At 71.1% G+C, this 12,442-nt stretch carries 14 protein-coding genes and 1 other RNA gene; 5 read left to right on the forward strand and 10 right to left on the reverse strand.

All coding sequences use genetic code 11. From position 1 onward, the window contains the following. Positions 1 to 45: 45 nt before the first annotated feature. The 8 genes from FHR56_RS03015 to FHR56_RS03050 all read right to left on the reverse strand — a co-directional run bounded on the left by FHR56_RS03015 (position 46) and on the right by FHR56_RS03050 (position 6,575). On the reverse strand, positions 46 to 1,344 hold the full coding sequence (locus FHR56_RS03015; protein WP_237473051.1) for a DUF4105 domain-containing protein: 1,299 nt from the start codon (positions 1,342 to 1,344) through the stop codon (positions 46 to 48). Next, positions 1,341 to 2,222 (reverse strand): transporter associated domain-containing protein, encoded by an 882-nt coding sequence (locus tag FHR56_RS03020; protein ID WP_160945894.1) that lies wholly within the window; start codon positions 2,220 to 2,222, stop codon positions 1,341 to 1,343. The genes FHR56_RS03015 and FHR56_RS03020 overlap by 4 nt, the downstream gene beginning before the upstream one ends. 111 nt (positions 2,223 to 2,333) lie before the next feature. Further along, positions 2,334 to 2,894 carry a hypothetical protein gene (locus FHR56_RS03025; RefSeq protein ID WP_160946058.1) on the reverse strand — a complete coding sequence of 187 codons (561 nt, stop codon included), beginning with the start codon at positions 2,892 to 2,894 and terminating at the stop codon, positions 2,334 to 2,336. A 227-nt stretch (positions 2,895 to 3,121) separates the two neighbouring features. Next, a complete protein-coding gene (ybeY, locus tag FHR56_RS03030; RefSeq protein WP_019798395.1) occupies positions 3,122 to 3,607 on the reverse strand; it encodes an rRNA maturation RNase YbeY in 486 nt (161 codons plus the stop codon). A gap of 162 nt (positions 3,608 to 3,769) precedes the next feature. Beyond that, positions 3,770 to 4,336, reverse strand: coding sequence for a hypothetical protein (locus tag FHR56_RS03035; protein WP_160945895.1), 567 nt, complete (start codon positions 4,334 to 4,336; stop codon positions 3,770 to 3,772). Then, positions 4,333 to 5,319 (reverse strand): PhoH family protein, encoded by a 987-nt coding sequence (locus tag FHR56_RS03040; RefSeq protein WP_160945896.1) that lies wholly within the window; start codon positions 5,317 to 5,319, stop codon positions 4,333 to 4,335. Before FHR56_RS03040 ends, FHR56_RS03035 begins: the two co-directional genes overlap by 4 nt. Positions 5,320 to 5,664: 345 nt before the next feature. Continuing rightward, positions 5,665 to 6,081 carry an ACT domain-containing protein gene (locus FHR56_RS03045; RefSeq protein ID WP_160945897.1) on the reverse strand — a complete coding sequence of 139 codons (417 nt, stop codon included), beginning with the start codon at positions 6,079 to 6,081 and terminating at the stop codon, positions 5,665 to 5,667. Continuing rightward, positions 6,078 to 6,575 carry an OsmC family protein gene (locus FHR56_RS03050; RefSeq protein ID WP_160945898.1) on the reverse strand — a complete coding sequence of 166 codons (498 nt, stop codon included), beginning with the start codon at positions 6,573 to 6,575 and terminating at the stop codon, positions 6,078 to 6,080. Before FHR56_RS03050 ends, FHR56_RS03045 begins: the two co-directional genes overlap by 4 nt. 71 nt (positions 6,576 to 6,646) lie before the next feature. On the opposite strand from FHR56_RS03050, the gene FHR56_RS03055 reads away from it, so the two are divergent. Next, positions 6,647 to 7,309 carry a winged helix-turn-helix domain-containing protein gene (locus FHR56_RS03055; protein WP_160945899.1) on the forward strand — a complete coding sequence of 221 codons (663 nt, stop codon included), beginning with the start codon at positions 6,647 to 6,649 and terminating at the stop codon, positions 7,307 to 7,309. Here the strand turns inward: FHR56_RS03055 and miaB are convergent. Then, a complete protein-coding gene (miaB, locus tag FHR56_RS03060) occupies positions 7,306 to 8,745 on the reverse strand; it encodes a tRNA (N6-isopentenyl adenosine(37)-C2)-methylthiotransferase MiaB (protein ID WP_160945900.1) in 1,440 nt (479 codons plus the stop codon). The genes FHR56_RS03055 and miaB overlap by 4 nt on opposite strands. 131 nt (positions 8,746 to 8,876) lie before the next feature. Here miaB and FHR56_RS03065 point away from each other — a divergent pair. Then, a non-coding RNA gene (locus FHR56_RS03065) (sX9 sRNA) lies at positions 8,877 to 8,952 on the forward strand. A gap of 4 nt (positions 8,953 to 8,956) precedes the next feature. On the opposite strand, the gene FHR56_RS03070 is transcribed toward FHR56_RS03065, so the two are convergent. Next, on the reverse strand, positions 8,957 to 9,574 hold the full coding sequence (locus tag FHR56_RS03070) for a glutathione S-transferase family protein (protein ID WP_160945901.1): 618 nt from the start codon (positions 9,572 to 9,574) through the stop codon (positions 8,957 to 8,959). 76 nt (positions 9,575 to 9,650) lie between these two features. On the opposite strand from FHR56_RS03070, the gene FHR56_RS03075 reads away from it, so the two are divergent. From FHR56_RS03075 to petA, 3 genes are all read left to right on the forward strand, one after another. Further along, positions 9,651 to 10,649, forward strand: coding sequence for a WYL domain-containing protein (locus FHR56_RS03075; protein ID WP_160945902.1), 999 nt, complete (start codon positions 9,651 to 9,653; stop codon positions 10,647 to 10,649). A gap of 66 nt (positions 10,650 to 10,715) precedes the next feature. Further along, positions 10,716 to 11,666 carry a lytic transglycosylase domain-containing protein gene (locus tag FHR56_RS03080; protein ID WP_160945903.1) on the forward strand — a complete coding sequence of 317 codons (951 nt, stop codon included), beginning with the start codon at positions 10,716 to 10,718 and terminating at the stop codon, positions 11,664 to 11,666. 146 nt (positions 11,667 to 11,812) lie between these two features. Continuing rightward, the gene (gene petA / locus FHR56_RS03085) at positions 11,813 to 12,442 is read left to right on the forward strand and encodes a ubiquinol-cytochrome c reductase iron-sulfur subunit (protein ID WP_160945904.1); all 630 of its coding nucleotides are present in this window, start codon (positions 11,813 to 11,815) and stop codon (positions 12,440 to 12,442) included.

The raw sequence follows: 12,442 nt of genomic DNA on the forward strand, positions 1-12,442 counted from the left end.
GATCGGGTTCGGCAGAGGCGCGCGGGGCGAGGTGGTTGGACGGTATCAGGGCCGCGGGCGAGGGCGGGTGAGCGCCCAGGCCAGCGCCGCGTGCACCGGCAGCAACAGCGCGATCCATTGCAGGTTGAATTGCGGCTGCAGCATCGACAGCCAGTGGATCAGCAGCGCGGCGCCGGCCAGGGCCACCACCAGCCACAGCAGCACGTCGAACCAGCGTCCGGGGCGGCGCCCGCGCAGGATCGCCAGCCCGCCGACCAGCAGCGGCAGGCACAGCGGATCCAGCAACAGCAGGTTGCGGTTGCCCCAGGCGGCGCGATGCTCGCTGAAGCCCCACAGATACAGCAGGACCGCACCGCCCAGCGCGCACAGCAGCCAGAACGGCAGCGCCAGCGCGGCCAGCCAGCGCGGCCGGCGGCCCAGCGCGAGCACGCCCGCCGCCGCGGCCAGCCCGACCAGCAGCCAAGGCCACCAGTGCCGCAGCTGTTCCGGCGGTTCCGGCGGCAGCCGCTGCGGCAGCAATTGCTGGCGCGCCTGCACCAGCGGGCGGCCGGCGCTGTTGCGCACCTCGTTCAGGCTCTCGGCCAGGCGCATCGGCACGAAGGCCTCTTCCCAACGCGACAGCGGCTTGTCGGCGTACGGGCCCAGGCCCAGGTCGAAGCCCAGCCACATCCACGGCGCCGGCGAGGCCAGGCGCACCGATTCGCTGCGATAGGTGTTGCCGCGCGAACGGCCGGACAGTTGCGCGTGCAGCGCCCCGCCCATGGCCCGGTCCAGCGCGTCGCGGACCATCGTCGCGCAGTTGGCGGTGTAGTAGTCGTAGCGGTAGCGCGCGTTCTCCGGGCGCGCACGCCAGGCCAGCGCCTGCTGCAGCGCGCGCGCCTGCGCCGGCGCCAGGTCCAGCCACTGGATATCCACGCCGCGGCCGGCTTCGCGGTACTGCTCCAGGTCCTCCTGCAGCGGCAGCGCGACCAGGTAGTAGCGCATGTCGCCGGCGGCGAAGCGGCCGACGAAACCGGGTTCGCTGGGGTCGAAGAAGCCGAAGTTGTACGAGGTGGCCTGGCCCGTGCGCGGGTCGAGCACCACGATGGCGTCATGGCCGAAGCGCTCGAAGAACACTTCGCCTGGCTGCATCGTGGCCACGCCGATGCGCGGCGCCGGGTCGCTGGCGTCGGCTGCGGCCGTCGCGGCCCCTGGGGGCGGCGTGGGCGTCGGCGCGGCGGCCAGCGGCGGCGGAGCCGCCGGATCCGCGGACGGGGTCTGCGCGAAGGCCAACCCGGCCCACAGCGCCAGCAGCATCCCCAGCCAGCACGCCGCGCTGGCGCGCGGCACGGTGCGCGCGCTCAAGCGCCGTCCTGCGCGGCGGGCGGCAGGATGGTGACGTGGAAGGCCTGCACCCGGCGCGCGTCGGCCCGCGCCACGCGGAATGCGAACCGCCCCAGGGTGAGTTCCTCGCCGGTCTCGGGCAGGTGGCCGATCGCCTCGGTGACCAGTCCGCCGACGGTGTCGTAGTCGTCGTCCGGGAAGTCGGCGCCGAAGCGCTCGTTGAAATCCTCGATCGGGGTCAGCGCGTCCACCACGTACTGGCCGTCGGCCTGCGCGGCGATCAGCGAGGCCTCGTCCTCGGCGTCGTCATGCTCGTCGTCGATGTCGCCGACGATCTGTTCCAGCACGTCCTCGATGGTGACCAGGCCGGCCACGCCCCCGTACTCGTCGACCACGATCGCCATGTGGTTGCGCGAGAGGCGGAACTCCTTGAGCAGGACGTTGAGCTTCTTCGATTCGGGAATCAGCACCGCCGGGCGCAGCAGTTCGCGCACCGTGCCCGGACCGTGGTCGGCGACCACGCCGCGCAGCAGGTCCTTGGCCAGCAGGATGCCGAGGATGTCGTCCTTGTTCTCGCCGTGCACCGGGAAGCGCGAATGGCCGGATTCGACCACCTGTTTCATCAGGTCGAGGAAGCGCGCCTCCACCGACAGCGACACCATCTGTGCGCGCGACACCATCACGTCGCCGACGGTGAGTTCGGAGACCGACAGCGCGCCCTCCATCATGCGCAGCGTGTCGGCGGCGATCAGGCCATCGTGCTGCGCGTCGCGCAGCACCTCGACCAGATCGTCGCGGGTGTGCGGGTCGCCGGAGAACACCGAGGTCAGGCGTTCCAGCCAGCCGCGGCGCTTTTCGTGGGATTCCGGGGAGGAGCTACTCGGTCCGTCTTCTGACATGTTCTGTGGGTAGGCGCCCGGTCGAACGGGCGGTAACGGCAAGTCTAACAGGGCGGTCGCGACAGCATCGCGACGCCGGCCGCAGGCCGTCGACGGCCTGCCGGTCCGGGTTCAGCCGCCCTTGGGCGGCGTGTGCAGCACGTCCGGCGCCGGCGGCGCGCCCGGCTCCTCGGGCAGGTCCAGGCTGTAGCTGCAGCCGGCCAGGGTCTTGCCCGGGTGCGATTTCACCGTGGACACGCTGAGGATGATCGACTCGATCATCGGCTCGCCGGTCTTGGGGTCGCGCACGTCGCGGCTGAGCACTTCGCGGCCGAACATGGCCTTGTCCGGGGTGTCCACCGCCGCTTCCAGGTTCAGGCGCTTGGCCAGCGGCCGCGGGTCGGGCAGGTCCAGGATCGCCATCACGCTGGCGCCGGAAAAGGCGATGCGCTCGCTGCTGTAGCCGAACACCTGGATCGGCCGGGTCAGCGCGTATTCGGTCATGAACAGGTTGGACTGCGGCAGCGGCCGCCAGCCGTGCGCCACCGCCTTCAGCGGATCGGCCAGCAGCGGCGCCAGCGCGGTGAAGTCGGCCACGTGCTGGCGGCATTCCAGCAGCGCCGGCAGGTCGATGGCCGCAGTGGCGGCAGGTGCTGCAGCGGGCGGCGCGGGTGGAGCGGGTGGCGTCGCGATGGCCGCCGCCGGAGCGGCGCAGGCCAGCGCGAGCAGGACGAGCGAGGGACGGATCAACGCACGGAACCTCGAAGGAAAGCGGACTGCGGCGATCGCCGCGCGGCCACGTTACCGCCCGCGCCTGCGCTTGACCAGCACGGGGAGGTGGGCGGCACACCGAGCCCCTCTCCCCCCGGGAGAGGGGTTGGGGTGAGGGTCGGTCGTGGCAGAGGGCGTGGGATCTCGGATCAGCGCTCGCCGGCGTAGGGATCGGAGACGCCGAGGTCGGCGAGGATCTCGCGTTCCAGTTGCTCCATCGCCTCGGCCTCCTTGTCGTCCTCGTGGTCCCAGCCGAGCAGGTGCAGCACGCCGTGCACGGTCAGGTGCGCGTAGTGCGCGTTGAGCGGCTTGTCCTGTTCGGCGGCTTCGCGTGCCACGACCGGCGCGCAGATCACCAGGTCGCCGAGCAGCGGCAGCTTGACGCCTTTCGGCAGCCCCTCGGGCAGTTCCGCCGGGAAGCTGAGCACGTTGGTGGCGTAGTCCTTGCCGCGGTAGTGCAGATTCAGGGCGCGGCCTTCGCGGTCGTCGACCAGGCGGATCGCCAGGTCGGCCTCGCGGATGCGGCCCTTCAGCGCCGCGGCGACCCATTTGCGGAAACTCGTCGCCGCCGGCAGTCCGGCACGGGGCAGGGCGTAGCTGACGCCGACATCGAGGCGGACGGGACCTTTGGTCATGGCAGACGGCCGAGTACAGCGGTGGGGGACACAGTATCGCGCGTGCGGCGGCTCAGGGCGACCTTGCATCGTCGGCGCTGAGGCGGGCTTGCCTCGCACCAGCGTTCCCGCATGCGCGGCGCAACCGAACCGCACAGGTGGTCGGTGTGCGCGGTGTGCGGCTCAGGTCACGCAGGCGACCAGGAACAGCAACGGGGTCTTTTCGTCGTCGACGCGGTAGGCCACGCTGCCCATCGGGCCTCGCTGGCACTGCGGGTTGTCGCGCCGGATCTCCACCGTGGCGGCGAAGCGTGCCGAGGCCGGGAGCCATACCGCAGCCTGGCCGTGTGCGAGCAGGTCGCCGACCAGGTAAAGGCTGTCCGCCGGCACCTGCTTGTAGGCCAGCGCATTGCAGCCGAAGCGGTCGCGCGTCGCGCCGGTGGCGTCGGCCGCATCGAGCAGCGCCTGCGCCCGGGTGCCGGCGATCCACGCCAGGCGCCGCGCTTCGTCGTCGTGCGGCGCGGTCGGCGCGGCGCGGGCGATGGCTGCCGCGCGTTCGAGGACGTCGCGCGGCAGGCCGATGACGGCGCTGTCCTGCACGATCGACACGCACGGCGCGGTCAGCGATTGCGCCAGGGCGACGCGGTGTGGCGCCGGATCCTGCGCTGGCGTCCGCTCGGGCGTGTGGCCGCCGGCACTGCCGGCGACGCCGAGCAGCGTTCCCAGCAGCGCCGGCCATGTGCGGATCACGCCGACGGGCCGCTGGCACGGTCGACGACGTCGCGCTTCTCGTAGGCGTTCACGATGCGCGCCACCAGCGGATGCCGGACCACGTCGCGCGCCTCGAAGAAGGTGAAGCTGACCCCGTCCACCTCGTGCAGCACCTCGATGGCATCGCGCAGGCCGGACTTGACGTGCTTGGGCAGGTCGATCTGGGTCAGGTCGCCGGTGACCACGGCGGTGCTGCCGAAGCCGAGGCGGGTCAGGAACATCTTCATCTGCTCGATGGTCGTGTTCTGCGCTTCGTCCAGGATCACGTAGGCGTCGTTGAGAGTGCGTCCGCGCATGTACGCCAGCGGCGCGATCTCGATGACATTCTTCTCCAGCAGCTTGACCACCTTCTCCACGCCCAGCATCTCGTACAGGGCGTCGTACAGCGGGCGCAGGTAGGGGTCGACCTTCTGGCTGAGGTCGCCGGGCAGAAAGCCCAGCTTCTCGCCGGCTTCCACCGCCGGGCGCACCAGGATCAGCCGTTGCACCCGCGATTCGTTCAGCGCTTCCACCGCGCTGGCCACGGCCAGGAAGGTCTTGCCGGTGCCGGCCGGGCCGATGCCGAAGTTGATGTCGTGGGTGGCGATCTGGTGCAGGTACTTGGCCTGGTTGGCGCCGCGGCCGCGCACCGTGCCGCGCTTGACCTTGATCGCCACCTCCTGCGGTTGGTAGGCGCGCTGCGCCACCTGGTCGACATTGGACTGGTTGAGCCGCAGGTGGATTTCCTGGTCGTCGAAGACGACGTGGTCGGCCTCGGCGTACAGCGCCTGCAGCAGCCGCTCGGCCGCCGCCACCGCCTGCTCCGCCCCGGTCACCCGGTACACGTTGCCGCGGTTGGAGATCTCCACGCCCAGGCGCAGTTCGATCTGCCGCAGGTGCGCGTCGAACGGACCGGCCAGGTTGGCCAGGCGTTCGGTGTCGGCGGGATCCAGGGTGAAGTCGCGTTGCGCAGGGGTGGTCATGGCGGGCGCACGCCGCCAGCGGCAGCGTCGAAAACGAGGGGCGCAAAGGGTAGCGCGCAGCGCGTAGCCGGGCCAGTGAAGGGCGCGCGGCGACGGCGTCGGCGTGTGCACGCGGGCGCGATCGAATGCGCCCTGCGGGCCTGTGAGCACCCCGCCGCGACCCGCACGACGCGGCGATGGCAACGTTGTCCACAACGGATGTGGATCGATTATCCGAAAGCCTGTGGACAACCGAGCGAACGCCTTGCGACGCAAGGCGCTGCCCTGTGGTGGCGAAAAAAACCGCAGCGATCCGGCCGGCGCATGGCCGAGGCGTGCGGACCTTTTGGAAGGTTGCGGCGGGCCTTATCGCTGCGCACCGTCGCGGCGTGCGGCGCGGGCCTGCATCCACGCGTCCGCGATCGCCCGTGCGCCGGCAGGATCGTCCACCACCAGCACCAGCTGACCGTGGTGATCGCTGTACTGCACGGCGATGTCGATGCCGGCGGCGCCCAGCAGGCCAGTCAGCAGGCCGAGTTGTCCCGGCGTTTCCTGGTCCAGGCGCAGCAGCACCACGGGGCGCTCGGCGGCGACGCGGATGCCGTGCGCCTGCAGCGCGTCGCGCACCGGTGCGGCAGCATCGAACAGGAAGTGCGCGACCGCGTGGCCCTCCACGCGCCATGCGCCGCCGCCTTCGATGCTGATGCCGGCCGCGCCCAGTGCCTGGGCCATCGCCGCCAGTGCGCCGGGGCGATCGTCGAGATGGATCTCCACGTCCTTCATCGCAGCGCCTCCGCCGGCGCCTCGCCGTGCACGACCGTCGCCTCCCAGCGCACCGCCACCGCGCAGCTGTTGGCGATGAAGCACTGCGCGTGCGCCTGTGCGTGCAGCGCGTGCGCGCGGGTCGCATCGCTGTCCGCGGCAATGGTCACCCGCGGCGCCAGCGCCACCTCGCGGAAGCGTCCGCCCCGGCCGGGATGCAGCTCCAGCCAGCCCTGCGCCTGGTCGTCGTAGGCCAGCACCCGGATGCCGGCATGTGCGCACAGCGCCAGGTAGGTGAGCATGTGGCAGGCGGCGAGGGCACCGACGAACAGGTCTTCCGGATTGTGCAGCGCCGGGTCGCCACGGAACGCGGGATCGGCGCTGCCGGGCAGTCGCGGCTTGCCGGGAACCTGCAGGGTGTAGTCGCGGCCGTAGCCGGCGTAGTCGGCGGTGCCGCCGCCGCGGTTGCCGGTCCAGTGCAGCTGCGAAGCGTAGTGGTGGAGCGTGTCGGTCATGGTGCCTGCCTCGTGTGGGAGCAGGCACGGTAGGCGCCAGCGTAGCGCCATGCTTCGTCTAGAATCGAAGCATGAGCGAAGCCACGCCGCTGTCCCGTGTCGCCTTCCTGCTGGGCGACGCCGCGCGCAGCCGCATGCTGGCGGCGTTGATGGGCGGACAGGCACGTACCGCCACGGAACTGGCCCTGGATGGCGGGGTCGCACCGTCCACCGCCAGCCGGCATCTGACGCAGCTGGTCGAGGCCGGCCTGCTCGCGGTGGTGCGCCAAGGCCGGCATCGCTATTTCCGCGTGGCCGATGCGCAGGTTGCCGCGGCGGTCGAGGCGATGATGGGACTCGCGCCGCCACAGACCCGGCGGGTCGGCCCGGCGGATCCCGGCCTGCGCCGGGCGCGGGTGTGCTACGACCATCTTGCCGGCGAGCTGGCGATCCGCTGGCGCCAGCAGATGGAGACGCGCGGGTACCTGCTGTGCAGCGACGGCATGGTCCTGAGCGCGTCGGGCGTGGCCTGGTGCGCGGCGATCGGCATCGACGTGGCGGCCTTGCGCGGCTCCCGGCGGCCGCTGTGCCGGCCGTGCCTGGACTGGAGCGAGCGTCGCGACCACGTCGCCGGCGCGCTGGGCAGTGCCTTGCTCGCGCATCTCCTCGGCACCGGCCTTGCGCGGCGGGTGCCGGATTCGCGGGCCGTGCAGATCGGCGCGCGCGGCGAACGGTTCCTCAGCGCGCTCGACTAAGCCGTGCCCACTCGGGCCGCGGCGTCGTCCTCGGCCAAGTGCAGGCGGCCGCGCAGCGAGTTGCTCAGCGCCTCGGTGATCGTCACATCGACGAACTGGCCGATCAGGCGCGGGTGGCCGGGGAAGTTCACCGAGCGCATGTTCTCGGTTTTGCCGGTCAGCTCGGCCGGGTTCTTCTTCGACGGACCTTCCACCAGCACGGTCTGCACGCTGCCGATCATGCCCTGCGAGATCTGCTGCGCATGCGCGTTGATGTGCGCCTGCAGCCGCGCCAGCCGCGCGTGCTTGACCGCCTCGGGGGTGTCGTCTTCCAGGTCGGCGGCGGGCGTGCCCGGGCGCCGCGAATAGATGAAGGAGAAGCTCTGGTCGAAGCCCACGTCCTCGATCAGCTTCATGGTCTTGTCGAAGTCGGCGTCGCTCTCGCCGGGAAAACCGACGATGAAGTCCGAACTTATCGAGATGTCCGGACGCACCGCGCGCAGCTTGCGGATCTTCTGCTTGAACTCCAGCGCGGTGTAGCCGCGCTTCATCGCGCTGAGGATGCGGTCGCTGCCGGCCTGCACCGGCAGGTGCAGGTAGTTGGCCAGCTGCGGCACGTCGCGGTAGGCCTCCACCAGCGAGTCGCTGAACTCCAGCGGATGCGAGGTGGTGAAGCGGATGCGGCCGATGCCCTCGATCTGCGCGATGCTGCGGATCAGCAGGCCCAGGTCGGCATGTTGCGCTTCCTCGCCGGCCTCGGCGTCGGCGTAGGGGCCGCGGTAGGCGTTGACGTTCTGGCCGAGCAGGTTGATCTCGCGCACGCCCTGCGCGGCCAGTTGCGCCACTTCCACCAGCACGTCCTCGAACGGCCGGCTGATCTCCTCGCCGCGGGTGTAGGGCACTACGCAGAACGAGCAGTACTTGGAGCAGCCTTCCATGATCGACACGAAGGCCGACGGGCCTTCGGCGCGCGGCTCCGGCAGGCGGTCGAACTTCTCGACTTCGGGGAAGCTGATGTCCACCTGCGACTTGCCCGATTCGCGCCGCGCGCGGATCAGCTCCGGCAGCCGGTGCAGGGTCTGCGGGCCGAACACCAGGTCCACGTAGGGCGCGCGCTTGACGATGGCCTCGCCTTCCTGCGACGCCACGCAGCCGCCAACGCCGATGATCACTGGCTTGCCGCCGGCCTTCAGCGCCTTCCAGCGGCCGAGCTGGCTGAACACCTTCTCCTGCGCCTTCTCGCGGATCGAGCAGGTGTTGACCAGGACCACGTCCGCTTCTTCGGGGTTGTCGGTCAGTTCCAGACCTTCGGACGCGGCGAGCACGTCGGCCATCTTGGCCGAGTCGTACTCGTTCATCTGGCAACCGTGGGTCTTGATGTACAGCTTGCCGCGCACCGGCGCGGGTGCGGCGGCGGGGCCGGCGGAGGGCAGGGGATGCAGGACGGTCCCGGGCATGGCGCTTAATCCAGGCGGGTGGAAAGGAAGCCGGCTAGTTTACCCGTGCCGGCGCGCGGGCGCAGGTCTAAGCGTGGCCGACAAACTACTGCGCAGCCGCCAGGCGGGCGCGGACGGTGCCCGGAATCCTCATGTGCCACACGTACACTGCGGTTTCTCCGCGCCGTCCGCACCCACCTGGCAACTGCGCGCGACGTCGTGTCAGCCACGCTTAACTCGCTGCGGCATCCACCGCCAGCGCGCGCTGTACCGCCGGCCGCTCGGCCATCCGCGCGGCGTAGGCGCGGGTCGGCGCCGGCGAATCGAGCAGGCCGAACTGCAGCATCCAGCCCAGCGCGCTGCCCCACAGCACGTCGGCCGCGCTGCAGCGCGCGCCGAGCAGGTAGTCGCCGCGCGCCAGTTGCGCGTCCACCACGGCCAGCACGGTGTCGCAGTCGGCATAGGGCGACATCGCCCGCGGCGGCGGTTCGCGCTTGAGCGCGCGGTCGACCAGCGCCGGTTCGAAGCAGGCGCCGTAGAACGCCAGCCAGCGCAGATAGGGGCCACGCAGCGGGTCGCCGATCGGTGGCGCCAGTCCGGCTTCGGGATACAGGTCGGCCAGGTAGGGGTAGATCGCGCCCTGCTCGGTGACCACCGCGCCGGCGTGCACGATCGCCGGCACCTTGCCCATCGGGTTGATTGCCAGGTACGCCGGCGTCAGTTGCGCCTGCCGCGCGAAGTCGATGCGCTCGATGGCGTAGTCGGCGCCCAATTCCTCGAGCAGGATCAGCACGCCGCGCGAGCGCGACTGCGGATTGTGGAACAACGTGATGTGGCGGTCGGCGGTCATGGGCGGCTCCTGGCTGATCGGTGCGGACAGCCTAGACCCCATTGCGGACAGATCTTGTCCGCAATAGCGTGTGCCGATGTCCTCGCCCGCCGCCCGCCTGTTGCGCCTGATCGCCCTGCTGCAGACGCGCCGGCTGTGGTCCGGCGCCGAGCTGGCCGAGCGGCTGGGCGTGGACCGGCGCAGCCTGCGCCGCGACGTGGAGCGGCTGCGCGCGCTGGGCTATGCGGTGGAGGCGGCGGCCGGGGTGGGCGGCGGCTACCGGCTGGCCGCCGGCGCGCAGATGCTGCCGCTGCTGTTCGAGGAGGACGAGGCGGTGGCGGTCGCGGTGGCGCTGCGCGCCGCCTGCGCCAGCATGGCCGGCCTGGAGGACACCGCGGTGCGGGTACTGGCCAAGCTCGAACCGCTGCTGCCGGCGCGGGTGCGCCAGCGCGCCGAGGCCTTGCAGGGCGCGACCCTGGCGCTGGGCCAGGACCCGCTGCGGCCGGACACGCGGGTGCTGATCGGCGTCGCCAGCGCCTGCCGCGACCGGCGCCTGCTCGGTTTCGCCTACCGCGACCACGGCGGCCGCATCAGCCAACGCCTGGTCGAACCCTTGCGCCTGGTCAACGCCGGGCGCCGCTGGTACCTGCTGGCCTGGGACCGCGATCGCGCCGACTGGCGCACCTTCCGCGCCGAGCGCATCGCCGCACCCTTGCAACTTGGTGCAGCGGTGGCGTTGCGCCTGCCGCCGCAGGACGCGGCGGCCATGGTCGACGCGGCGATCCGCTACAGCCCGCAGGCGCTGGGCTACGCCCTGAGCGTGCGGCTGCGCGGCAGCGCCGCCGACCTCGGCGCACGCATTCCGCTGTGGTGCGGCACCCTGCAGGACGAGGCCGAGGGCCATTGCCGGCTGTCGCTGCTGGCCGACGCGGTGCCGTGGCTGGCCGCGCAGTTGCTGACCATCGGCGTGCCGTTCGCCGACCTGGAGGCCACGCCCGAGGTGCGGGCGGCGCTGTGCGGGGTGCTGAACGCGTTGCTGGAGCAGGTGCCGGCGCCCGTGCCTGCGGAACAGGTGCCTGGACCTGCCGCCGCCTAGGTCGCCATGCCGTCCTGGGGTGGCGCGCACTTGGCAAGCGTCGGGGAAGTTGGGACACTCGCGGCCATGAAGGGGATGCTGTGGCTCCTGGGGCTGGGACTCGCCACGTTGACGGCTGCGCCGGCCAGCGCCGGCACCCTGTACAAGTGCACCGGCAGCGACGGCGTGCCCAGCTACGGCAGCAAGCGCGTGTCCGGCGCCAACTGCAGCGTGATCGGCCGCTACACCCCCGATCGCCGCGCCGCGCGTGCCACACCGGCGCCGGCCAGGGCCGGCACCGAGCGGCCGCCCAGCCGCGGCGTCATCGCCACCGCCGGCACCGTGGCGCCGGCGACCTTGATCAGCGCACCGGTGGCCGCGCCGGCCCCGGTCACCGCCAACGCCGTGCCCAACCGGGTCGCACCGGTGCCGCCCAGCAACAGCGGGGCGCCACGCCGCCTGGTCAGCGGCCAGCTGTACTCGTACATGAAGGACGGCGTGCGCCACTACACCAGTGCGCGCCCGACCCAGGTCGCCAATCTCGGCGCGGTGCGCACCATCCGCTACAGCTTCATGGAGACCTGCTACGCCTGCGCCAACCCCGGGGTCAACTTCGGTGCGGTGCGCCTGAACACCACCGCCTACCAGAGCGAGATCGCCGCGGCCGCACGCGAGTACGGCGTCGACGAGGCCGTGGTGCGCGCCATCATCCATGCCGAATCCGCCTACAACCCGATGGCGCTCAGCCGCGCCGGCGCGCAGGGGCTGATGCAGCTGATGCCGCCGACCGCGCGCCGCTTCGGCGTCAGCGATTCGTATGATGCAGCGCAAAACATTCGCGGCGGCGTGCAGTACCTGGCGTGGCTGCTGAAGCGCTTCAACGGCAATCTCAGTCTGGCCGCGGCTGGCTACAACGCCGGCGAAGGCGCGGTAGACAAACACGGCGGGGTGCCGCCGTACAGCGAGACCCAACGCTACGTGCAACGGGTGGGCGTGCTCGCCGAGCGCTATCGCGGCGTGCTGGCGACCGCGCATTGAGCCTGTCCGCGGCCTTGGCGTGGGCGTTCCGGACTCCATTGTCGACGCGTTAAGGGTTCCGCTACACTGCAGTGGATTCAGTGCGGCTCGACCCCCACCGAGCTGCTGGCAGCCTCACGCTACCCAATCACAGATCGGAGTGCCGGATGGCCAACGATGGGGTCAACGATTCTGTAAATGCAGGACGCCGCCGCTTTCTCACCGCCACCACGTCCGTCGTGGGCGCGGTCGGCGCGGGGTTCGTCGCGGTTCCTTTCATCAAGTCCTGGAATCCGAGCGCAAAGGCCAAGCTGGCCGGCGCGCCGGTCACCGCCGACATCAGTGCGCTGCAGGAAGGCCAGCGCCTGATCCTGGAGTGGCGCGGCCAGCCGATCTGGATCGTCAAGCGCTCCAAGGCGATGCTCGACGCGTTGCCGTCGCTGGACAGCCGGCTCAAGGATCCGGAGTCCACCAACAAGGACCAGCAGCCGGACTATGTGCTGAAGAACCCGGAGTACCGCTCGATCAAGCCCGACGTCTCGGTGCTGGTCGGGCTGTGCACGCACCTGGGCTGCTCGCCGGAAATGGTCGCCGAGATCCGCCCCGAACCCTACGACCCCGACTGGAAGGGCGGCTATTTCTGCCCCTGCCACAAGTCGCGCTTCGACATGTCCGGCCGCGTGTTCCAGGGCGTGCCGGCGCCGATCAACCTGTTGGTGCCGCCGCACCACTACCAGGACGACAACACGCTGGTGATCGGCGTGGATCCGGGCGCATCCGCGAAGGGAGGGGCGTAA

The sequence above is a fragment of the Xanthomonas sp. F10 genome, assembly GCF_014206815.1.
Lineage (GTDB): Bacteria > Pseudomonadota > Gammaproteobacteria > Xanthomonadales > Xanthomonadaceae > Xanthomonas_A > Xanthomonas_A indica.